The organism is Trebonia sp. (assembly GCF_030042015.1).
Classification (GTDB): Bacteria; Actinomycetota; Actinomycetes; order Streptosporangiales; family Streptosporangiaceae; genus Trebonia.
Map to the genome: position 1 here is coordinate 1 of NZ_JASIAL010000376.1, position 20,830 is coordinate 20,830.

The following is a 20,830-nucleotide window of genomic DNA, read 5'->3' on the forward strand; positions in this document are numbered from 1 at the left end:
CGGGGGCGGCGCGGGCTGCTGGTACCCGCCGGCCAGCCCGCCCCCGAGCCCCAGGCCCGCGGCGAGGAACGCCCCCTGGGTCGCGCCGCCGCCCTGGGCCATGCCCTGCCCGGCGCCGAGCGCCATCTCGCCGGCCGCGTACTGCTGGAACCCGCCGGCCAGCTGGGAGTACCTGGTGTCCTTGGCGAGCTGCTTGAGCTGGGCCTCGTCCTCGGGCGCCATGTTGATGTCGAAGTTGCCCATCCGGGTCAGCGCGATGCCGTAGGCCTCGAGCTGGCCGTTGGCCGAGGTGATCGCGGCCTGCTCGATCTCGGGGGAGTGCACGGACAGGCCGAGGATGGGCCAGCCGTTGGCGACGACCTGCGTGGTCACGTTCGTGCGCAGCACCTTGAGCAACTGGTCGCTCACCCACCCCGTGATCTTGTCGTTGTCGGTGACGTCCACGGTGGCGGTGAGGTTCGTGATCAGCCTGGCCGGGTCGATCACCCGCAGCGCGTAGTCCCCGAACACGCGCAGGGTCACGATCAGCGCGCTGCGCGGGTCCTGCACGTCGTCGATCCGCCCGCCGAACCGGAACCCGGTGTACTCGCGGGTGCCGATGAAGTACAGCTCGGCCCGGTAGGCGTTCCCGCCTGTCGCGAAGTCGATAACCGCGCCGAGCCCGGGAAGCTCGTTGGCGTCGATCTCGTGCCGGCCAGGACCCATCTGCTGCACGACCTGGCCGGTGTTGACGAACATCGCCACTTCGTCGGCGTTCACGATCGCGTGCGTGAAGCGGCGGATCGTAATGTCGGGCCACTTGAAGACGATCTGGCCCTTGCGATCGTCAGGTACCGCGATGAATTCCCGCGAGAACAGTGCCATGTGCAAAACATACCGGGAAAACCTTGGTCTGACATGTCCAGCCGCGATACGGCTTGAACTGCTATGTTCCTTGCGTGGAAGCTATCCAGTGCGGGTGGTGCCAAGCGCAGAACCAGGTCGGCACCACCACTTGCATGACATGCGGCGCGCCGCTGGACGTGCGGGACAAGGTCAGCGACTCCGGGTGGCGCGAGGCGCCCCGGCTGCGCGACATGACCGAGTTCCGCTTCTCGGCCAGCACGTGCCAGGTGGAGGGGGAACTCGTCCCTGTCGCCGAGCTCGCCCTCGACCCGCGGGACGGCGTTTACTTCGAGCACCACGTGCTGCTGTGGAAGGACGAGTCGGTACCGCTTTCCTCGCTGAACACGGGCGGCGGGATGCGGCGCACCATGGGCGGGATGCCGCACATCGTGACGGTGGCGAACGGCCCTGGCCGGGTCGCGTTCTCCCGCGACGCTCCCGGCGAGCTCGTGGTCCTGCCGCTGCACCCCGGGATGGAGCTCGACGTCCGCGAGCACGCCTTCCTGCTCGCGTCGCACAGCATCCAGTACTCGTTCGTGCAGATCAAGGGGCTGGTCAACCTGCTGCACGGCGGCACGGGCATGTTCATGGACCGGTTCGTCACCGCCCAGTACCCGGGGCTGCTGATGCTGCACGGCAACGGGAACGTGCTGGAACGCACCCTCAAGCCCGGCGAGAAGATCCTGGTGGAGCCGGGCGGGTTCCTGTACAAGGACTCCTCGGTCAACATGCAGGCCGTGCAGATGCCGCTGCGGACGGGAATGATGCGGCACGGCATGTACCTGGCGGAGATGACCGGGCCCGGCCGGGTCGGCATCCAGTCCATGTACGTGCACCATGGTTCGTCGGAATAGCGGGCGCGGCCGATGAACACCTACGTCTGCAGGTACTGCAGGCAGCAGAGCGACCCGTCCGCGCCGACCTGCCCGCTGTGCGGGGCGCCGGTCGACATCAGGTCGAGCGTCAGCGACTCGGGCTGGGTAGAGCAGCCGCCGATCAAGGACATGGCGGAGATCCAGTTCGGCCAGTCGCGCTGCCAGATCGCCGGCACGACCGTCCCCGTCGCCGAGTTCGCCCTCGCGCCGCAGGACTGGATCTACTTCTCGCACCACGTCCTGCTGTGGGCGGACCCGCAGGCCAAGCTCGGCAACATGTCGATGCGCGGCGCGTGGCACCGCACGCTCTCGGGCATGCCGCTGATCATGGTGGAGGGCCGCGGACCCGGGCACGTGGCGCTGTCCGACAACGCCGCGGGCGAGGTCGTCGCGCTGCCGCTGCAGCACGGCCAGCGGATGTGGGTCCGCGAGCACAGGTTCCTGTGCGCGACGGGGAACATCAGCTATGACTGGGAGCCGACCAACATCTGGTACGACACCGGCGAGGACAACCAGCATTCGGACATCCACTACCCGATGGGCCAGAACGGCGACATCTTCAGCGCGCACGAGCAGCCGGGCCTGCTGCTGCTGCACTCGCCAGGCAACACGTTCATCCGCGACCTGCAGCCGGGGCAGTCGCTGCTCATCCAGCCGAGCTCGCTGCTCTACAGGGACGTGTCCGTCCGGGCGCACCTGCACCTGGAGTTCCCGCGGAACACGGGCTTCGCCTTCTGGCACCCGCGGTGGAGCTACCACAAGGTGTGGGTCCGGCTGACCGGCCCTGGCCGGGTGGCCGTGCAGTCGATCTACGAGCCTCCCGAGGACATGGAGGCGATCAGGAACAGCTCGTACACGACCGTCAGCCGCTGGTAGCCCGGCCCGCCCTGGTATCGGGCTTGGTAGCGGCGCCCGCCTTGGTAGCGGCGCCCGCCGCGCGGGTAGGCACGAATGCGTGGACCGGCTGGCGGATTACCGGAGCAAGCGCGACCCCGCGCGGACGCCCGAGCCCGTTCCCGACGCCGCCGCCGGGGACGAGGCGGGCGGTCAGGGCGCGGGCGTCTTCGTGGTGCAGGAGCACCACGCGCGGCGGCGGCACTGGGATTTCCGGCTGGAACGCGACGGCGTGCTCGTCTCCTGGGCACTGCCCAAGGGAGTTCCCGACGACCCGGCGGTGAACCACCTGGCCGTGCACACCGAGGACCACCCGCTGGAGTACGCGGGCTTCCACGGCCAGATCCCGCGGGGCGAGTACGGCGCGGGATCGGTCAGCATCTGGGACCACGGCACGTACGAGCTGCTGAAGTGGGATGCCCGCGAGGTCAAGGTCGTCCTGCACGGGCAGCGGCTGTCAGGCGGCTACGTGCTGTTCGCCACCGGCGGCAAGAACTGGATGATCCACCGCGAGCGGCTCGCGCTGCCGGCCTCGCTGACGCCGATGCTGGCCGCGCCCGGCAGGCCGCCCGCCGGCGACCGCGCGGAGTGGGCCGTGGAGATGAAGTGGGATGGCGTCCGCGCGCTCGCCTTCATCGAGAACGGCCGGCTGCGGCTGACCTCGCGGACCGGCAAGGACATCACCGCCACCTACCCGGAGCTGGCCGGGCTTGCCCGCGCGACCGGGCACAGGCAGGCGCTGCTTGACGGCGAGATCGTCGCCTTCACCGACGGCCGGCCGGACTTCGAGGCGCTGCAGCCCCGGATGCACGTCTCGTCGCCCGCGCAGGCCGGCCGCCTCGCCCAGACGACCCCGGTCACGTACCTGGCGTTCGACGTCATGCAGCTGGACGGGCGGCCGCTGACCGAGCTGCCGTACGCGGACCGCCGCGACATCCTCGGTCCGCTCATCCCGGACGCAGGGTCGTGGCTGTGCCCGCCTTCCTTTCCCGGCCCGGACCTGGACGCCGTCCTCGCCGCCTCCGCGGCGAACGGGCTCGAGGGCGTGGTGGCCAAGAGGCTGGACTCCCGCTATGAGCCCGGCGCCCGCTCAGGCAACTGGCTGAAGATCAAGAACCTGCTCCGCCAGGAGGTGGTCGTGGGTGGCTGGAAACCGGGCAAGGGCAACAGGACCGGGCAGATCGGCTCGCTGCTCGTCGGCGTGCACGGCGCCGGCGGCCTGCTGTACTGCGGGCACGTGGGCACCGGGTTCTCCGACGCGACGCTGCGCACGCTGGGCGCCAGGCTCGCGCCGCTGCGCCGGCCGGACAGCCCGTTCGGCTCACCGCTGCCCGCCGGGGAAGCCCGGCCGGCGGTGTGGGCAGAACCGCGGCTGGTCATCGAGGTGACGTTCGACCGCTGGACCGCGGCCGGGCGCATGCGCGCGCCCGTCTACCAGGGCCTGCGCGATGATAAAGATCCCGCCGACGTGGTCAGGGAGACGTGATGGCGCAGCACAAGATTACGGTCCAGGTGAACGGGTGCGGGCTGACGCTGACCAACCTGGGGAAGGTGCTCTACCCCGAGGACGGCTTCACCAAGGGCGAGGTCCTCGACTACTACCAGCGGGTTTCCCCGGTGCTGCTGCCGCACATCCGCGGCCGCCCGATGACGATCAAGCGCTACCCCGAGGGCGTGGACAGCCAGTCGTTCTTCCAGAAGCACGCGCCGGCCCACCCGGACTGGGTGCGGACCGAGCAGGTGAAGTCGAACGGCTCCCGCTCGCGCGACCCGGGGAGCACGATCACCTACCTGGTCATCGACGACCTGCCCACGCTGATCTGGGCGGCGAACCTGGCAGCGCTCGAGCTGCACGTGCCGATGTGGCGCTTCCCGCGCGGGATCGACGAGGACCCGATGCCCGACCTGATGGTCTTCGACCTGGACCCAGGGCTGCCCGCGACGGTCGTGGAGTGCTGCCGGGTAGCCGAAGCGCTGCGCCCGATGCTCGAGTCCGCTGGCCTGCGGTCACTCGCCAAGACCTCCGGCGGCAAGGGCCTGCAGCTGTACGCGCCCGTCAGCGGCATCACCGCGGAGCAGGCCAGCGACCGGGCGAGGTCGTTCGCGCAGGCCCTGGAGCAGGAGCGCCCGGACCTTGTCGTGTCGCGGATGACCAGGTCGCTGCGCGACGGCAAGGTGCTCATCGACTGGAGTCAGAACAACGGCTCGAAGACCACGATCGCGCCGTACTCGCTGCGGGCGCGGACTTATCCCACCGTGTCGACCCCCGTCACCTGGGACGAAGTGGCAGCCTGCCGTGAGCCAGGCGACCTGTTCTTCACCGCGCCCGACGTCGTAGCCCGGGTCGCTGACCAGGGCGACCTCTTCGCGCCCCTGCTTGCCCGGTGACCCCCGCGGTCAGGGGATGACTACGTCGCCGCGGCGTTCGGCGAGCAGCACGAGCGCGTACCCGGCGAGCGTCGAGTCGTCGGCGATCCGGCCGTCGCGCACCATCTCCTCGAACTCCTGCCTGCTCACCCATGCGTGGCGGATGCCCAGCTCTTCCGGCTCCGGGTCCGGCGGCCCTGGCACCAGGTCGGTGGCGAGGAAATAGTCAGCGTACTGGGCCGTCATCCCGTGCGCGGCGGTCAGCAAGCCAAGGTGAGTCAGCCGCCCGGCGCGCAGCCCCGTCTCCTGCGCGAGCTCCATCCGGGCGAGCTGCTCCGGCGTCCCTGACTCGCCTTTCGGGAAACCGCCCTGCGGGAACGACCAGCTGCGCCGCCCGACGGGATAGCGGTACTCCTCGACAAGGTGGAAGCCGGCGTTCTCCGCGGGCACGACGAGGGCGAAGTTCGCTCTCTCTATGACCGCGTACGTTCCGCGGGACCCGTCGCTGCGCTCGATCTCGTCCCTGCGGAGCCGGATCCAGTTGTCGGCGTAGACGACGCTGCTCGCGAGCGTCTTGATCTCCGGTTCAGCCGCGTTATTGTGCACCGCATCATTGTGCCCCGGCTGCCCGGCCGGCGGGTTACGGCGAACCGAAGGAACGCCGTGGCGCCGAGCGCGCCCGCGAGCGGCAGCGTGACAAGCGCGGGGAGCTGGTACCGCCAGGAGAACTCATAGGCGTCGGCGCCAAGCAGCGCCGCCGCGGCGAGCCCGGTGGCCAGGATGCAGCCCAGGGCCAGCCGGCGGTGCCTGCGGAGGAAGAGGCAGCCGCCCGTTCCTGACACCAGGAAGGCCAGCAGCAGCGGACCGGGTGTGAACCCGCCGTGCAGCTGGTACGCCCGCAGCGCGTCCGCCAGCGGGCGGGTCACGCGGGGGGTGGCGGTCGTCCCGAGCACCGTTCGGTCTACGGAGTAGTATACCGGATATGATGTTTGGAACTGCCACCGGGAGACCGGCGGGTCGCCCTGGCTGGTGTCCCTGGTCAGGGCGAACACCCTGGTCGCGTCGCCGGCGATGTCGAGTGCCACCCGCAGCGGCTGCTGGGTGAGGACCGCCGCATCGAACTGCGCAGTGGCCGCCCCCCGGGTAACGCCGGGCGGCGGCACGTAGCGGTAGAGCGGAGACCCGGGATCGGTCGCCAGTCCGTCCACGCCGAGCGCCGCCGCCGTGGCCGGCGAGGGGCACAGCGGCCGTTCGTAAACGGGGATCCGCAGCGTCGCGCAGTCGGCGGCGTACGCCGTCCGGCCGTACAGGTACGCGTCGTCCATGTTCGACAGCCGGAGGCCGTCGCCGAGGGCCACGGCGGACAACGCCAGGTAGCCGGCGACCGGCAGCGCGAAGACGGCTATCGCCGCCGTGGCCCGGGCTGCCCGGGCTCGCCAGCCGGGCGCCGCCGCGAGGACGTAGCCGAGCAGGGGCAGCACGAGCAGCTCGCCGACCTGGCGCACGGTCGCCGAGAGGCCGAGCAGCGCCGACCCGGCGGCCAGCCGGGCCAGCCCCGGGCCTGGCCGCCACAGCAGCACGGTCATCGCCGCGACGACCAGCGCCTCGAACAGCACGTCAGGCATGATCATCTGCTCGGCCTGGACCTGGTACGCGTCGAGCAGCACGGGCGCGGCGGCGAGGGCGGCGAGCCAGCGCGACGCGCCGTGGCGCAGCGCCAGCGCGTACAGGCAGGCCGCCATCGCCAGGCCGAGCGCGTGCTGCAGGCCCGCCACCGCGGCCAGCCCGCCGCGGCCGAGCAGCACCGGCCGCAGCAGCAGGTAGCTGTACCCGAGCGGGTCCAGGCCGTGCTGGTCATCGCCGAGGTAGCGGACGCTGTCGATGTAGAGCAGGGCCGGGCGGTAGGCAAGCGCGGCGGCCAGCCGCAGCGCCAGCCCGGCGGCGAGCAGCACGGCGAACGGCCAGTGCTTGCGCGCCACCGCGCCCGGCATGATCACCAGCGCATCGTAGATCCGCGGCCGCCCGTGTGGTTAGCCGCGAGCCGTCCGCGCGGATCGCCGTGCTTTGTCGGTGGGCGTTCCTACGATCAGGCCATGGACCCGGCCAACCGCCTTACCTGCCGCACCTGCCGTGGGCCCGTTGCGCCTGGCTTCGCCAGGTGCTACCAGTGCGACCTGGCGAACAGCCAGGCCGGCGGGCTGCTCGCGGACGTCGTCGTGCCGGTCGGGTACGCCGTCAAAGGCGGGCAGCTGGCCGCCGACCTGCGGCGGTACAAGTCGGGCAGGGACGGTGCGAGCGCCGCCGCGGCGCGGCTGGCGTCGCTGCTTTCCGCCTTCCTGCAAGGACACGGGGACTGCGTGTGGCGGGCCGCGGGCATGAGCGCGCCCCCCGCCGCCGCGGCCGTGGTGCCGAGCGGGCAGGGCCGGCCGGGCACGCATCCGCTGCTCGGCATCGTCAGGGCGTGCGTGGACCTGCCCATCGTCGCGCTGACCACCGGGCCGCCGGGTACGGCGCGCAGCCGCGGCGTAAGCATCGGCTGGCTGCGCGCAGCCGGCCGCCTGGCAACGGACGGCGTGCTGCTCGTCGATGACTGCTGGGTCTCCGGCGGCAGCGCGCAGTCGGCGGCCGCGGCCCTCAAGCTGGCCGGCGCGCGGCGCGTCGCCCTCGTCGTGCTCGGGCGGCACGTGGATCCAGGCGACCCGAGGTCGGCGGAATTGGTGCGCGCGCTGCGTTCGTCGCCGCCGGCCTGCCCGTGCGGCGCCGGCGCTAGCCTTCGTGCAGGATGACGCCGCGGATGATCTTCCCGTCCTCGAGGTCCTGGTAGCCCTGGTTGATCTCGTCAAGCCGGTACCGGCGGGTGATGAGCTCGTCGAGCTTCAGCTGCCCGGCCCGGTACAGGCGCAGCAGCCGCGGGATGTCGTACAGCGGGTTGCACATCCCGAAGACATGGCCCTGGATCCGGCGCTGCCACCCGACCACGCTGCCGTTGGCGGCGAGCTGGATCTGCTGCTCCGAGCTCCGCCCGACGGAGGTGATCGTCACCTGGCACCCCTTGCCGACGATCGCCGCGGCCTGCGCGACCACCTCGGAGCCGAGCACGCCGACGGTGATGATCGCATGGTCCGCGAGCTGCCCGCGGGTCATCTCGGCGACGGCCTCGTGCGCCTCGGCGGCGGAGCCGAAGACGTGCGAGGCGCCGAACTCAACCGCCTTCGACCGCTTGAACGCGACCGGGTCGACCACGACGACGTTCGCGGCGCCGGCGTAACGCGCCCCCTGGATCGCGTTGCTGCCCACGCCGCCCGCGCCGAAGATCACCACCGTGTCACCCGCGGCCACCCCGGCCGCGTACACCGAGGTGCCCCAGCCGGTGGGCACGCCGCAGCCGACCAGCGCCGCCACGTCGAACGGGATGCCTGCCTCGACGGGGACGCACGAGTTCTGCGAGACCACCGCGTGCTCGGCGAACGTGCCGAGCATGCAGAACCCGCCCAGGTCGGCGCCCTCGTCGTCGTGGAACCTGAACGTGCCGTCGGCCAGCATCCCCGTCATCATCTGCGCGCCCCAGTCGCACAGGTTCTGGTGCCCGGTGGAGCAGTACCGGCAGACCCCGCAGGCCGGGATGAACGAGCAGACGACGTGGTCCCCGACGGCGACGCGGGTCACGCCCGGCCCGACCGCCTCTACCACCCCGGCGCCCTCGTGGCCGCCGACCAGCGGCAGCCGCCCGGTGCTGTCGCCGGTCCGCAGGTGCTCGTCGGAATGGCACATGCCGGACGCCGCGAACGCGATCCGCACCTCGCCCTGCCGTGGCTCGTCAAGCTCGAGTTCGGTGATCTCCCACGGCTTGCCCGGTTCCCTGATGACTGCTGCCCTGGTACGCATGTTTCAGTGCTACACCCCGGGCGTGACCGCGACAACCGGCCCTGGGCAGTAAATGGATTGCCGTCGCCGTCGGCCAGCCCTTACGGTCTGCGCGTGGGCATGTTCATCGTGATGGTCCGCCGTGTCCGCCGCCGGGCGGTCAGGCCGGACGTGGGGCTGGCACCGGCTCGATGACGACTGGGCCGCGCGCATCGTCGCGGCGGCCGGGATACGGCCAGGCGAGCTCGTGCTCGACATCGGAGCCGGCGAAGGCGCGCTGACCGGGCCCCTGCTGCGCGCGGGAGCGCGGGTGATCGCGGTCGAGCTGCACGCCAGGCGGGCGCGCGTGCTGCGGCAGCGGTTCCCGGGCGCGACGGTGATCAACGCGGACGCGGCCGAACTGCGGCTGCCCGGGCGGCCGTTTCGGGTCGTGGCGAACCCGCCGTTCTCGATCACGGCCGCGTTGCTCGCGCTGCTGATGGCGCGGGACAGCAAGCTGGCCGCCGCCGATCTCGTGCTGCAGCGTGCGGTGGTACGCGAGTACCTTTCCCGCGGTGCCGTGCCAGGCCGGTTCAGGACAGCCGCCGGGCTCGCGCTCCCGCGGCGCGCTTTCCAGCCGCGGCCCCGCGTCGACTGCGCCGTGCTGGCGATAAGACGCCGGCGGTAGCGCAGTGGCGACCGCCCTGCCTGGCGGGCCGTACGCTAAGTCCCATGGCGGTCAAGAAGACAGAGCCCGAGACGCACGCGACGCTTGTGCGGCGCGCCAGGAAGATCAACAGGGTCCTGGCCGAGACCTACCCGGACGCGCACATCGAGCTGGACTTCCAGAACCCGTTCCAGCTGCTTGTCGCCACGGTGCTGTCCGCGCAGACCACCGACAAGGGGGTCAACCGCACGACCCCGATCTTGTTCGCCAAGTACCCGACGCCCGAGGACCTGGCGGCCGCCAACCCCGAGGATGTCGAGGAGATCCTCAAGCCGACCGGGTTCTTCCGCGCGAAGACCAAGTCGGTGATGGGGCTGTCGGCGGCGCTGCGCGACCGGTTCGGCGGAAAGGTGCCGCGCAAGCTCGACGACATGGTCACGCTGCCCGGCGTGGGCCGCAAGACCGCCAACGTGGTGCTCGGCAACGCGTACGGGATCCCCGGCATCACGGTGGACACGCACTTCGGGCGGCTGTCCCGGCGGTTCGGGTGGACGACGAGCGACGATCCGGTCAAGGTGGAGGCCGAGGTGGGCGAGCTGTTCCCGAAGTCGGAGTGGGTGATGCTGTCGCACCGGCTGATCTGGCACGGCCGCAGGATCTGTCACGCCCGCAAGCCCGCGTGCGGCGCCTGCCCGGTGGCCGACTGGTGCCCGTCGTTCGGGCTCGGCCCAACCGACGCGGCGACCGCGGTGAAGCTCGTCAAGGCAGGCCCGTTCTCGTGACGACGGGAAACGGGCGGGCGCCAGGGGCTCACGCGCCGGACGGCGGGGCGCCGGCCTGGCTGCGAGACCTGGCGGTCACCGCGGCCACGATGGACGTGCCGCGCGTGGTGCGCCCGCCCGCGGCCGGGGGCCGCCGGTCGGCCGTGCTCGTTCTTTTCTGTGACGGACCGTACGGGCCTGACCTGCTGTTCATCCAGCGCAGCGAGGGGCTGCGCCGGCACCCTGGGCAGCCCGCGTTTCCCGGCGGCGCGATCGAGGACGGCGACGACGGCCCGGTCGCCGCCGCCCTCCGGGAGGCGGCCGAGGAGACCGGCCTCGATCCCGGCGGTGTAGAGGTGCTCGCCACGCTGCCGGAGCTGTTCATCGTGCGAAGCGAGTTCCGCGTGGTGCCTGTGCTCGCCTGGTGGCGCGAGCCCTGCGCGGTGCGGCCGATGGATACCGCGGAGGTGGCCGCCGTCGAGCGGATCCCGGTGGCCGACCTGGCCGACCCGCGGCACCGGGTGACGTACCGCCATCCCAGCGGGCGCACCGGCCCCGCGTTCCGCATCGGCTCCATGGTGATCTGGGGGTTCACCGCGCTTCTCGCCGACCGCCTGCTCGCGCTGGCCGGCTGGGAGCGCCCGTGGGACGCCGCCACCGTCTGGGAACTCCCCGAAGGCGCCGCCTGACGACCACAATCTGAGGATGTGGGATAGAAACCCACCGCTATTGGTGGTTTTCTATCCCACATCCTCTAATTTCCGGGTTATCCACAGGCTGGGAACTCGGTCTGGCGTGAGCTACGTGCGAACGGTCACGCTGAATGTATGGATGAGTACGCGTACCGTGACTGGATTCTGTTGCTCGACGCGCAGCGTGGGATAGTAGCGCGCCCTGAGGCGCGCCTTGGTGACATCTCTACCCGGGGGGTCGAGCGTCGCCTCAAATCCGGCCGGTGGCGGCGGATGCACCGGGGGGTGTATGCCACCTTCACCGGCGAGGCGCCACGCGAAGCGAGGCTGTGGGCGGCCGTGCGGCGCGCGGGGGCGGGCGCGATGCTCAGCCACGAGACGGCGGCGGAACTGCACGGCCTCATCGACAAGCCAGCCGCGAACGTTCACCTGACCGTTCCGCACAGCCGCCGCCCCGCCCAGGACAAGCCCATCCGCGGTGTGGTGATCCACCGGTCGGACCTGAGCCGCCCGCAGCGCCTGCCGCCATGGCAGCTGCCGCGCACCCGGATCGAGGACACCGTGCTCGACCTCGTCGCGGCGGCCAGGACCTTCGATGAGGCCTACGGCTGGATCTCCCGTGCGCTGTCCAGGGACCTCGCCACGGCCGGGATGCTTCGCGAGGCACTGGCCGCCCGCAGCCGGTTCCGCTGGCGCGCCTGGCTAACCGAAGCGCTCGCCGACGCGGCGGAGGGCGCTCATTTCCCGCTGGAGCGCCGCTACGCCCGCGACGTCGAACGCGCCCACGGGCTGCCCGAGGCCCGGCGCCAGGCGCGCCGGACCATCGAAGGCAAGACCCACTACAAGGACAACTGGTACCCCGGATACGGCGTCTGCGTCGAACTCGACGGTGCCGCCTACCACCCGCCCGAGCAGATCCGGCAGGACAAGCACCGCGACAACGTCAACCTCGTGTCCGACGATGCCCGTACCTTCCGCTTCGGCCTCGTCGACGTCACCGAGCGCGCCTGCGTGAGCGCGGCCATGGTGGCCGCGCTGCTGCGCCGTAACGGCTGGCAGGGCCGGCCGCACCCCTGCCGCCGGCCCGGCTGCGCTGTCGGCGCTGAGCGGCGGTCAGCGCCGCGCCAGGGCAGGCCGCGGCAGGAGCGCAGAACGGAATCGTAACGGTATTCTCACGCGCGGCGATGGCGCCTCGGCACCGGACAACACCGGATACGGTGGACTCCGTGCGCGGTGATCTGCTCGACATTGCCCTGATCGTGATTGCCGCCGCGTTCGCGGTTTCGGGATACCGTCAGGGTTTCATCGTCGGCTCGCTGAGCTTCATCGGCTTCGTCGGCGGCGCGGTGCTCGGCGCCGAATTTGGCCCGGCGATAGCGCGCGCGCTCGTCTCCGGGCAGACCCAGCAGGACGTGGTGGCGGTCATCTTGCTGGTCAGCGGGGCGATCCTGGGTCAGTTCATCGCGTCGTCCATCGGCACCGCGATGCGGTCGACGATGACGGGCCGCTCGTCGACCACGATTGACGCCATCGGCGGGTCGGCGGTCAGCGTGCTGTCGATGCTGCTCATCGCCTGGGCCATCGGCTCGGTGCTGACCGCGTCGCCGTTCCCCGTCGTCGTGCAGCAGGTGAACAACTCGATGGTGCTGCGGACGATGGACAGGCTCATGCCCTCGCAGGCCAAGACGATGTTCTCCGAGTTCCGGCGCATGCTGGCGAGCGGGCCGTTCCCGCAGGTGTTCAGCGACATCGGCGGCGCGCAGCTGATCACCGTGCCCGCACCCAATCCCGCCGTGCTGAACAGCCCCGGATACCTGGCCGCCAGGGACAGCGTCGTCAAGGTGACGGGGACGGCGCCGAGCTGCGACCGCAGCATTGAGGGCTCCGGCTTCGTCTACGCCCCTGACCACGTGCTGACCAACGCGCACGTCGTGGCGGGGGTGACGCAGGGCCAGACGGTGAGCACCAGGGACGGAGCCAAGTACCCCGCGTCGGTCGTCTTCTACGACCCGCAGGTCGACATCGCCGTGCTCTACGTGCCCGGCCTTGACCTGCCGTCGCTGCAGTTCGCCGGCGAGGCGCAAGGCGGGGCGGAGGCGGTCGTGGCCGGCTACCCGCTCGATCACGCGTTCACCCAGGTTCCGGCGCGGATCGCGGAGGAGCAGTCGGCCGTGGGGCCTGACATCTATCAGACCGGCCAGGTCGACCGGGAGATCTACGAGATCTACGCGGTGGTCCAGCCTGGGAACTCTGGCGGCCCGCTGCTCAGCCCGGCCGGAACCGTCTACGGCGTCGTTTTCGCCGCCGCGGTTGGCGTGCCCCACACGGGGTTCGCGCTCACCGCGTCCGAGGTGGCCAGCGACGCGAGCGCCGGCGCGCAGCAGACCGTCCCCGTTTCGACTCAGGGCTGCGACTAGGCCTCGTCGGGGCGGCGCAGCGCGAGCCGCAGCCTGGCCGCCGGGACGGCCGCCAGGCCATCGCGCTCGATCCGGGCGGCGACGTCCGCCGCGCCGGCCGCCACGAACTCAGCGTCGATACCGTGCGGCATGGAGCCGGAGGCCGCCTGCCCGCCTGGCGGGCTGCTGCCCGCGTAGTCGCCGACCCGCCTGGCGCCGCGCCTGAGCAGTGCCACCGCGCCGCGGGCATTGCCGCGGCGGGCGTGCGTGAGGCCGACGGCGATCTGGGCCAGGCCCCGCCACAGCTCGCGGTCCGGCCCTGCCGAGGACTTCCAGGCCGCCTCGAAGACCTCGTGTGCGTGGAACGGGCGGTCGTTCGCAAGCAGGCTCCCGCCGAGCGCCGCCGCCTCGGCGGGAGTAACCGTCAGGTCGTCAGGGATGGGGGCCACGCCACCTGCCGCGGTGCGGGGAAGCGGCCGGCCGAGTTCGTCGCGGGGCCGCGCGTTCCGCGGCCTGCCGGCGGGATCCCTGTCCCGCGGCTGGCCCGCCGGCGGACGCGGCTGGCTCAACGGTCGGGCTCGGGGTCGGCCAGCCAGCCGATCAGTTCGGCGTCGAAGAGCCCGGGGCGTTCCTCGTGGGGGAAGTGGCCGGCCCCCTCGACGACCTTCCACCGGTACGGTGCCTCCACGTAGCGGCCCGCGCCGCGCGCGGTCTGCGCGGGCACGCACGGGTCCACCGCGCCGTGCAGGTGCAGGGTCGGCGCCGCGACCGGCGACCGCATCTGCCTGGCGTACCGCAGGCCGTCCGGGCGCAGGCTGCTGCGGGCGAACCAGCGGTGGTACTCCAGCGCGGTGTGGGCCACCGGGGGGATCCGCATGGCTCGCTGGTAGACCCGGATCGTGTCCTGGTCCGGCCAGCCGGGCGCCGACCAGGACGAGAGGATCGATCCCACGAGCGCGCCGCCGTCCCGCACCAGCTGGCGCTCGGGCAGCACAGGAAGCTGGAAGGCAAGCGGGTAGCCGGCGTGCCCGGACGATCCTGGCGATCCGGGAGCGCGCGAGGTACCCAGCGACCTTGAGGTCCGCAGCGGGCTCGACAGGAGCGCAGCGCGCATCCGCAGCGGGTGTCCCATGGAGACGACGGCCAGCCGTCGCACCGACTTGGGGAAGTAGGCGGCGAGCGTCCACGCGGTCAGGCCGCCCCAGTCGTGGCCGACGACGACCGCGTTGGCCTCGCCGAGCGCGCGGATGAGGCCGGCGGCGTCGGCCGCGGCGGTGACCAGGTCGTAGCCGCGGGGCGGCTTGTCGCTGCCGCCGTAGCCGCGAAGGTCGGCCGCGACCGCCCGGTAGCCGGCCGCCGACAGCGAGACCAGCTGATGCCGCCACGTCCACCAGAACTCAGGGAAGCCGTGCAGCAGCAGGACGAGCGGGCCTTCGCCGCTGCTCGCCACGTGAAAGCGGGTTCCGTTCGCGCTGACCGAACGGTGCGTCCACGGCCCGTCGATCTGGATCACAGGTTCTGATGGCATGGCCACCGGGCTCAACCCCTGGCTAACTGGCGCGCGGTATCTCGGCCGCGGAGGTCGCGCGCACGCTCTCCGGGTTCCTGACCGCAGGGCCCGTCCCGTCCGGGCTCGCCTCGCCGCGGCGCAGCAGCTCCAGGTCCTGCTGGATGGTCCGCCTGGTCATCCGCATGCCGGTCACCTTGCGCACCTTCAGGTAGGCGATGAGGCAGGCGACGGCACCGAGCAGCACGCAGACGAAGGCCACGATGAGGAACGCGGCCCATTCGGGCAGGCCCGCCTCGACGAGGCCGTACGCGAAGGCAAAGCAGAGCAGGACGATGACCAGGCACCCGACGAACAGGCCGATCGCGACGAGCGCGGCCGCGAGCCCGACCCGCCGCGCGTCCATCCGCAGCTCGCTCTTGGCCAGGCTGATCTCGAAGCGAATGAGCTGCGAGATGTCCTTGGCCGCGAGCGCGACGAGGTCTCCGAGCGACTGCTGGCCGTCGGCGCCAGCTGGCATTCCGCTGCGGACCATGGCGTCCTCTCCCATCCATGCGGGCGCCCCGTCCCGCAATTCGCCAGCCTGGCGCGGATCACACTGAGCACTGCCCGCCAGGTGGTCCAAGGCTATCGCCCGTGCTCGCGATCCTTGGGGGCATCCCGCCACTGACGCGGGTGGCGCCGCGAGGTCCCTTCCCCCCCAGGCGTGCGAACGGCGCCCCGCGCGGGGGCGCCGTCGCCGTCAGCACGTCAGCCCGGCTACCAAGCGTGCACCTGATTCTTGTCAGCCAGCTCGGACACTAATGTCCTGACCTGGCCTGACACGCCTCCCGCGGCTGGTCGCGCGTGGGTACCTGGCTGCCGTGCCCGGACGTTTCACCAGTCCGTACGACCTTTGTACGACGAAAGCCCGCCGCACGGAAGCCCGAAGCGTGATCAATTCGTGATCTCGATCAGTAGTCCTCGTTACATGCCGTTAACCTGTGCTTAGGCCGCGTGAGGTAGCCGCGGAACTGGGCGCTCCGCCCCCGGCCAGCCGCCCGTGCGTGCCGCCCGCCCGGCCGCCGCTGCCCGGCCGCCGCGCAGAAAATTGCCCGCCCGGGCTCACCAATTCGCCCGAACGTCTATCCACGATCAACCCGTATATGTTGTAATTCGGTTGCACGGGTTCGTGATTGCCGTCTGGTGGCTTTGGAACGCCGCCAATGCGGATAAGCTACCCGTAGAACGGAACCGGCCTACCCCCCCAGGGCCGGACCGTGCGCGGCCCCCGCTCTCCCCCCCGGCGGGGGCCGCCCCCATTTCCGCGCCAAAGGGCCGCGCCAGAGGCCGCCTTTATTTCGCTCCCGCCAGCAGCACGTCGAGCAGCGCGACCGCGCCGTCCTTGCATAGCGGGGAGTTGCCATTGCCGCACTTCGGGGATTGCACACAGGACGGGCAGCCGGCCTCGCAGGGGCACGAGGCGATCGCGTCCCTGGTGGCGGCCAGCCAGCCGCCGGCGGCGCGGAAGCCGTGCTCCGCGAACCCGGCCCCGCCCTCGTGCCCGTCGTACACGAAAACGGTCAGCTGCCCGGTCGCTGGATGCGCCTGCGTGGACAGCCCGCCCACGTCCCACCTGTCGCAGGTGGCGAACAGCGGCAGCATTCCTATGGCGGCGTGCTCGGCCGCGTGCGCCGCGCCGCCCAGGTCGATGCCCGCCAGCGGGACCAACTGTGCGTTCGGTATAGTCCACCAGATCGCCGTCGTGGCCAGGGTCCGCAGCGGAAGGCTGAGCGCCGTTTCCTGTTCTCTTATTTTCGATTCCGAACGGACAGTGGTGTATCCGACTACCTGCCGCTGTACGCGCACATCGCCGAAGACGATCACAGCATTTTCCCAGGAAACTTGTCGCCGTTGCAATGTCACGTCGATTTGCGTGACGTCGCGGGCCTGCGTTGTGTAACCGGGATCACGGCACTCGACAAGCGCCACCCTATTAGCCAGGTCCAGCGTGGCGACCAGGTAGGTCTCGCCCTGATGGAGGTAAACGGCGCCGTCGTGGGCGTACCGGTGCGCGGACGGCTCGTCGATCGTGCCGACAAGCCGGCCGGTCGCCTCCTCCACCACGCGGATGGGCTGCCCGAGCTCGCCGCGCAGGCTGATGTTCCTGGCCGGGTGGCGGCTGCCCCTGCCCGGCCGGCCGGGCGCGGCGCAGTGCCAGCCGGACTGCCGTTCTCTCAGGTCGCCGGCCTTGGCCAGGACGGCAACCGAGTCGGCGGCGCCCGGGCCGAACAGGTCCAGGTCCGGCCCGGTGAGGGGGAGCTCGGCGGCGGCCGCCACCAGGTGCGGGGACAGGACGTACGGGTTGGCCGGATCGAGCACGGCGGGCTCGAGCGGATGGTGCAGCAGCGCGGCCGGGTGGTGGATGAGGTAGGCGTCGAGGGGATCGTCGCGGGCGATGAACACCGCCACCGCGTGGCGGGCCGCGCGCCCGGCGCGGCCCGCCTGCTGCCACAGCGAAGCCCAGGTTCCCGGCCACCCCGCGATCAGCACCGCGTCAAGCGCGGGGATGTTGACGCCCAGTTCCAGCGCCGTGGTGGCGGCCATGCCGGTGATGCGCCCGTCGCGCAGCCCGGCCTCCAGGTCGCGGCGGTCGTCGGCCAGGTAGCCGGAGCGGTACGCGGCCACGGTGTCGCCCTGTTCGCCGCCAAGCGCGTTGCGCGCCGTGAGCGCGACGGTTTCCGCGCCGCGCCGTGACCTGATGAAGGCGAGCGCGGGCACCTGGGCCCTGACCAGGGCGGCCAGCAGGTCCGCCGCCTCGGTCGTGGCGGGCCGCCTGGACCGCTGGCCGCCGCGGGAGCGCAGCAGCGGCGGCTCCCAGAGCGCGAACGTGAGCGGGGCCCGCGGCGCGCCGTCATCGGTGACAGCGACCGCCTCCAGGCCGGTCAGCAGGCGAGCGCAGGCGGCCGGGTCGGCGACGGTGGCCGAGGCGAGCACGAACACGGGCGGCGGGTCGCCGCTCACCCGGTGGTGCGCGGCGACCCGCCGCAGCCGGCGCAGCACCTGCGCCACGTGGGACCCGAAGACGCCGCGGTACCCGTGGCACTCGTCGATGACCACCACGCGCAGCCGCCGGAAGAACCCGCGCCACCGCGTGTGCCCGGGCAGCAGCGAGCCGTGCAGCATGTCCGGATTCGTCAGCAGATAGTTCGCGTGTGCCTGCGCCCAGGCCCTGTCCGCCGCCGTCGAGTCGCCGTCGTAGCAGGTGGCGCGGACCCCGGGGACCGCGAGGGTGCGCACGGCCTGGAGCTGGTCGGCGGCCAGCGCCTTGGTCGGCGCGATGTACAGCACGGTGCCGCCGTCGAGCACCGCCGAGAGCGCGGCGGCCAGGTAGCATGCCGATTTGCCGGAAGCGGCCCGGGTGGCGATGATCACGTTGCGCCCGGCGCGGGCGAGGGCCGCCGCCTGCGCCTGGTGTGTCCACGGCGCGCCGATGCCCTGCGCGCGCAGCGCCGTGACCACCTCGTGACGGACGGAATCCGGCCACGATGTGGTTTGCCCTTCCCGGCCGGGTATGTGCTCACAGTGCACCAGTTCCCCGGCACGCTGCGCCGCCCGCAGGACCGAGAGCGCGGTGCTGTCCTCGCGGGATGGCGCGGTGGCCATGGGGACCGGGGTGACGATGGACACAGGCCTTATAAGTGTGTCATCCGCTAGGCGGATGCCGGACACCATGATTTCGTATAGACATGACACCGGACCGTGGTTGAATGCCGACCAGGGGTCGGCGGAGATGATGACGCCTTCGTGGCGCTGGAGGATTTGTGGATCTGAAGCTGGGGCACTACAACAAGGACGGCATCGAGGTCGTGGACGTCGAGGGTGAGATCGACGTCTACACGGCGCCGCGCCTTCGCGAGCTGCTCATCGATCTCGTCAACAAGAAGAACTACCAGCTGGTAGTGAACATGGAGAAGGTCGAGTTCCTCGACTCCACGGGCCTTGGGGTCCTGGTCGGCGGGCTCAAGAGGGTGCGCGCGCACGACGGGTCGCTGGACCTGGTCTGCACGCAGGAGCGCATCCTGAAGATCTTCCGCATCACCGGCCTCACCAAGGTCTTCGGGATTCATGACTCGGTGGACGAGGCCATCACTGCCAGGAAGGCCGAGAAGTAGCCTGACGCACCGACATGGCCACCGTGGAAGTCACCTTCACGCCGCTGCCCGCGCACGTGCGGACCGCCAGGCTCGTCGCCACCGCGGTCGCGCGCCGGAGCGGCGTCGATGAGTCTTTGCTTGACGAGGTACGCCTCGCGGTGGGCGAGGCGTGCTCGCGCGCGGTCGAGGCGCACCAGCGGCACTGCCCGGGACAGCCCATCAGGGTCGCGCTCACCGACGACGGCGAGCGGTTCGAGGTCGTGGTGACCGATTCGGTGCCGGCGGACGTGACGCTGACGGACGTCGCCCCGGCGCGCGCCGCCGCGTCGGACGAGCGGACCGGCGGGACACCGGCAGGCGAGAGATCCGGCCGCGGCGTGGTCGCGGTCGCGGCACCGGCGGGCGGTAACGGCACCGCCCCCGGCGCCGTGCCCGGTCCCCAGGCCGGCGGCGGGAGCGACAGCCCGCTCGCGCAGCTCCCCGCCGGGGTGGGGCTCGCGGTCATCTCCGGGCTCGCCGACGATTTCCGTATCTCGCCGGCCGGCGGTGGGACCAGCGTCGCGATGAGCTGGAAGCGCCGGTCTGACTCCGGCTGAGCCGCGCTGTGGCAAGTCACAACGCACCGCGCGCGGACCTGTGACACGTCAGCCTTCCAGCGATCGGCGGACAGCGTTAATGTAACGGTTTGATAGCGAAGATGTTAGAAACTTGCTTATTTTCAAGAACCCGCGCAAGCAGCGTAGACTCCGGCCACGCCTGCTTTCCGGACTACTGACAGCAGGCGGCAACGGGCTTCGCAGGGTTCCGCGAGGCCAGACGACTGCCTGAGTGGCGAACGCCAGACGTTCAAGGAGATGGGATGTCCATGCTCAGCCCCGCTCTCGCGGCGGGTGGACCGGCCGCGCCGGTCAGTGTTGGCGGCGGCAATCTGACCTGGGTTGTGATCGTCGCGATCATCGGCCTGGCCGCGCTTGGGGTCGCGGGCTGGCTCGTCCGCGAGGTGCTCGCGGCCAGCCAGGGGACCGCGAAGATGCAGGAGATAGCCCGCGCGGTGCAGGAAGGCGCGGCGGCGTACCTGCGAAGGCAGTTCAAGACGCTGGGCGTCTTCGTGTTCATCATCTTCTGGGTGCTGCTCCTGCTGCCCGCCGACACCGCCGGCGTTCGCTGGGGCCGCAGCGCCTTTTTCCTGCTTGGCGCGCTGTTCTCCGGGCTGACCGGGTTCACGGGCATGTCGCTGTGCGTCCGCGGCAACGTCCGGGTCGCGGCGGCGGCGCGCGAGGGCGGCGAGCACCGGGCGATGACGATCGCGTTTCGCACCGGCGGCGTCGCCGGCATGTTCACGGTCGGCCTGGGGCTGTTCGGCGCGGCGCTCGTGGTGCTGATCTTCAAGGGGAACGCGCCGGACGTCCTTGAGGGCTTCGGGTTCGGTGCGGCGCTGCTCGCGATGTTCATGCGGGTTGGCGGCGGGATCTACACCAAGGCCGCCGATGTCGGCGCGGACCTGGTTGGCAAGGTCGAGAAGGGCATCCCCGAGGACGACTCGCGCAACCCGGCGACGATCGCGGACAACGTGGGCGACAACGTGGGCGACTGCGCCGGCATGGCCGCCGACCTGTTCGAGTCCTACGCCGTGACGCTGGTCGCCGCGCTGATCCTGGGCACCGCGGCGTTCGGCCTCAAGGGCCTGCTGTTCCCGCTGATCGTGCCGGCCATCGGGGTGGTCACCGCGGTCATCGGGGTGTACGTCACCCGCGCCCGCGCCGGCGAGCCGGGGTTGAAAGCGATCAACCGATCCTTCTACATCGCC

At 71.4% G+C, this 20,830-nt stretch carries 21 protein-coding genes; 13 read left to right on the forward strand and 8 right to left on the reverse strand.

Features of this window, described 5'->3' with window-relative positions; genetic code table 11:
• Positions 1 to 864 (reverse strand): SPFH domain-containing protein (locus Q1N79_RS20435; RefSeq protein WP_300611300.1); only part of this gene is annotated, 864 nt, incomplete at its 3' end.
• Positions 865 to 998: 134 nt separating this feature from the next.
• Here Q1N79_RS20435 and Q1N79_RS20440 point away from each other — a divergent pair.
• From Q1N79_RS20440 to ligD (Q1N79_RS20455), 4 genes are all read left to right on the forward strand, one after another.
• Positions 999 to 1,739 carry an AIM24 family protein gene (locus tag Q1N79_RS20440; RefSeq protein ID WP_300611302.1) on the forward strand — a complete coding sequence of 247 codons (741 nt, stop codon included), beginning with the start codon at positions 999 to 1,001 and terminating at the stop codon, positions 1,737 to 1,739.
• Positions 1,740 to 1,751: 12 nt separating this feature from the next.
• Positions 1,752 to 2,636: an AIM24 family protein gene (locus tag Q1N79_RS20445; protein WP_300611304.1), complete on the forward strand. Its 885-nt coding sequence runs from the start codon at positions 1,752 to 1,754 to the stop codon at positions 2,634 to 2,636.
• 79 nt (positions 2,637 to 2,715) lie between these two features.
• Positions 2,716 to 4,140 carry a non-homologous end-joining DNA ligase gene (gene ligD, locus Q1N79_RS20450; protein ID WP_300611305.1) on the forward strand — a complete coding sequence of 475 codons (1,425 nt, stop codon included), beginning with the start codon at positions 2,716 to 2,718 and terminating at the stop codon, positions 4,138 to 4,140.
• On the forward strand, positions 4,140 to 5,042 hold the full coding sequence (ligD, locus tag Q1N79_RS20455) for a non-homologous end-joining DNA ligase (protein WP_300611306.1): 903 nt from the start codon (positions 4,140 to 4,142) through the stop codon (positions 5,040 to 5,042). Before ligD (Q1N79_RS20450) ends, ligD (Q1N79_RS20455) begins: the two co-directional genes overlap by 1 nt.
• A 9-nt stretch (positions 5,043 to 5,051) precedes the next feature.
• On the opposite strand, the gene Q1N79_RS20460 is transcribed toward ligD (Q1N79_RS20455), so the two are convergent.
• Positions 5,052 to 5,600 (reverse strand): NUDIX hydrolase, encoded by a 549-nt coding sequence (locus Q1N79_RS20460; protein ID WP_300611338.1) that lies wholly within the window; start codon positions 5,598 to 5,600, stop codon positions 5,052 to 5,054.
• Positions 5,495 to 7,018 (reverse strand): hypothetical protein, encoded by a 1,524-nt coding sequence (locus Q1N79_RS20465; RefSeq protein WP_300611308.1) that lies wholly within the window; start codon positions 7,016 to 7,018, stop codon positions 5,495 to 5,497. Before Q1N79_RS20465 ends, Q1N79_RS20460 begins: the two co-directional genes overlap by 106 nt.
• Positions 7,019 to 7,114: 96 nt before the next feature.
• Here Q1N79_RS20465 and Q1N79_RS20470 point away from each other — a divergent pair, with 96 nt between their 5' ends.
• Positions 7,115 to 7,807 (forward strand): hypothetical protein, encoded by a 693-nt coding sequence (locus tag Q1N79_RS20470; protein ID WP_300611310.1) that lies wholly within the window; start codon positions 7,115 to 7,117, stop codon positions 7,805 to 7,807.
• Here Q1N79_RS20470 and Q1N79_RS20475 read toward each other — a convergent pair.
• Positions 7,788 to 8,906 carry an NDMA-dependent alcohol dehydrogenase gene (locus tag Q1N79_RS20475; RefSeq protein ID WP_300611312.1) on the reverse strand — a complete coding sequence of 373 codons (1,119 nt, stop codon included), beginning with the start codon at positions 8,904 to 8,906 and terminating at the stop codon, positions 7,788 to 7,790. The two genes, Q1N79_RS20470 and Q1N79_RS20475, sit on opposite strands and share 20 nt — an antisense overlap.
• A gap of 121 nt (positions 8,907 to 9,027) precedes the next feature.
• On the opposite strand from Q1N79_RS20475, the gene Q1N79_RS20480 reads away from it, so the two are divergent.
• From Q1N79_RS20480 to Q1N79_RS20500, 5 genes are all read left to right on the forward strand, one after another.
• Entirely contained in the window at positions 9,028 to 9,552 is a 525-nt protein-coding gene (locus tag Q1N79_RS20480; protein ID WP_300611314.1) for an rRNA adenine N-6-methyltransferase family protein, read from the forward strand.
• A gap of 44 nt (positions 9,553 to 9,596) precedes the next feature.
• Positions 9,597 to 10,313 (forward strand): endonuclease III, encoded by a 717-nt coding sequence (gene nth, locus Q1N79_RS20485; protein WP_300611317.1) that lies wholly within the window; start codon positions 9,597 to 9,599, stop codon positions 10,311 to 10,313.
• 89 nt (positions 10,314 to 10,402) lie between these two features.
• Complete coding sequence (locus Q1N79_RS20490) at positions 10,403 to 10,981, forward strand: CoA pyrophosphatase (protein ID WP_300611339.1); 579 nt, start codon at positions 10,403 to 10,405, stop codon at positions 10,979 to 10,981.
• Between the two features lie 138 nt (positions 10,982 to 11,119).
• Entirely contained in the window at positions 11,120 to 12,148 is a 1,029-nt protein-coding gene (locus Q1N79_RS20495; protein ID WP_300611319.1) for a hypothetical protein, read from the forward strand.
• Positions 12,149 to 12,210: 62 nt separating this feature from the next.
• The gene (locus Q1N79_RS20500; protein WP_300611321.1) at positions 12,211 to 13,401 is read left to right on the forward strand and encodes a MarP family serine protease; all 1,191 of its coding nucleotides are present in this window, start codon (positions 12,211 to 12,213) and stop codon (positions 13,399 to 13,401) included.
• On the opposite strand, the gene Q1N79_RS20505 is transcribed toward Q1N79_RS20500, so the two are convergent.
• From Q1N79_RS20505 to Q1N79_RS20520, 4 genes are all read right to left on the reverse strand, one after another.
• Positions 13,398 to 13,829 carry a DUF309 domain-containing protein gene (locus Q1N79_RS20505; RefSeq protein WP_300611323.1) on the reverse strand — a complete coding sequence of 144 codons (432 nt, stop codon included), beginning with the start codon at positions 13,827 to 13,829 and terminating at the stop codon, positions 13,398 to 13,400. The genes Q1N79_RS20500 and Q1N79_RS20505 overlap by 4 nt on opposite strands.
• Positions 13,830 to 13,945: 116 nt before the next feature.
• Positions 13,946 to 14,908 carry an alpha/beta hydrolase gene (locus Q1N79_RS20510; protein WP_300611325.1) on the reverse strand — a complete coding sequence of 321 codons (963 nt, stop codon included), beginning with the start codon at positions 14,906 to 14,908 and terminating at the stop codon, positions 13,946 to 13,948.
• A 22-nt stretch (positions 14,909 to 14,930) separates the two neighbouring features.
• Positions 14,931 to 15,437 (reverse strand): phage holin family protein, encoded by a 507-nt coding sequence (locus tag Q1N79_RS20515; RefSeq protein ID WP_300611327.1) that lies wholly within the window; start codon positions 15,435 to 15,437, stop codon positions 14,931 to 14,933.
• 785 nt (positions 15,438 to 16,222) lie between these two features.
• The gene (locus tag Q1N79_RS20520; protein WP_300611329.1) at positions 16,223 to 18,556 is read right to left on the reverse strand and encodes a DEAD/DEAH box helicase; all 2,334 of its coding nucleotides are present in this window, start codon (positions 18,554 to 18,556) and stop codon (positions 16,223 to 16,225) included.
• Between the two features lie 134 nt (positions 18,557 to 18,690).
• Here Q1N79_RS20520 and Q1N79_RS20525 point away from each other — a divergent pair, with 134 nt between their 5' ends.
• The 3 genes from Q1N79_RS20525 to Q1N79_RS20535 all read left to right on the forward strand — a co-directional run.
• A complete protein-coding gene (locus tag Q1N79_RS20525; RefSeq protein ID WP_300611331.1) occupies positions 18,691 to 19,041 on the forward strand; it encodes an STAS domain-containing protein in 351 nt (116 codons plus the stop codon).
• Positions 19,042 to 19,055: 14 nt separating this feature from the next.
• A complete protein-coding gene (locus Q1N79_RS20530) occupies positions 19,056 to 19,619 on the forward strand; it encodes an ATP-binding protein (protein WP_300611333.1) in 564 nt (187 codons plus the stop codon).
• Positions 19,620 to 19,882: 263 nt separating this feature from the next.
• Positions 19,883 to 20,830 (forward strand): sodium/proton-translocating pyrophosphatase (locus Q1N79_RS20535; protein WP_300611335.1); only part of this gene is annotated, 948 nt, incomplete at its 3' end.

Coding starts and splice junctions, on each gene's coding strand:
- Q1N79_RS20440 (WP_300611302.1), top strand. CDS start 999: ATGACATGCGGCGCGCCGCTGGACGTGCGGGACAAGGTCAGCGACTCC.
- Q1N79_RS20445 (WP_300611304.1), top strand. CDS start 1,752: ATGAACACCTACGTCTGCAGGTACTGCAGGCAGCAGAGCGACCCGTCC.
- ligD (WP_300611306.1), top strand. CDS start 4,140: ATGGCGCAGCACAAGATTACGGTCCAGGTGAACGGGTGCGGGCTGACG.
- Q1N79_RS20470 (WP_300611310.1), top strand. CDS start 7,115: ATGGACCCGGCCAACCGCCTTACCTGCCGCACCTGCCGTGGGCCCGTT.
- Q1N79_RS20475 (WP_300611312.1), bottom strand. CDS start 8,906: ATGCGTACCAGGGCAGCAGTCATCAGGGAACCGGGCAAGCCGTGGGAG.
- nth (WP_300611317.1), top strand. CDS start 9,597: ATGGCGGTCAAGAAGACAGAGCCCGAGACGCACGCGACGCTTGTGCGG.
- Q1N79_RS20490 (WP_300611339.1), top strand. CDS start 10,403: ATGGACGTGCCGCGCGTGGTGCGCCCGCCCGCGGCCGGGGGCCGCCGG.
- Q1N79_RS20495 (WP_300611319.1), top strand. CDS start 11,120: ATGGATGAGTACGCGTACCGTGACTGGATTCTGTTGCTCGACGCGCAG.
- Q1N79_RS20510 (WP_300611325.1), bottom strand. CDS start 14,908: ATGCCATCAGAACCTGTGATCCAGATCGACGGGCCGTGGACGCACCGT.
- Q1N79_RS20515 (WP_300611327.1), bottom strand. CDS start 15,437: ATGGGAGAGGACGCCATGGTCCGCAGCGGAATGCCAGCTGGCGCCGAC.
- Q1N79_RS20530 (WP_300611333.1), top strand. CDS start 19,056: ATGGCCACCGTGGAAGTCACCTTCACGCCGCTGCCCGCGCACGTGCGG.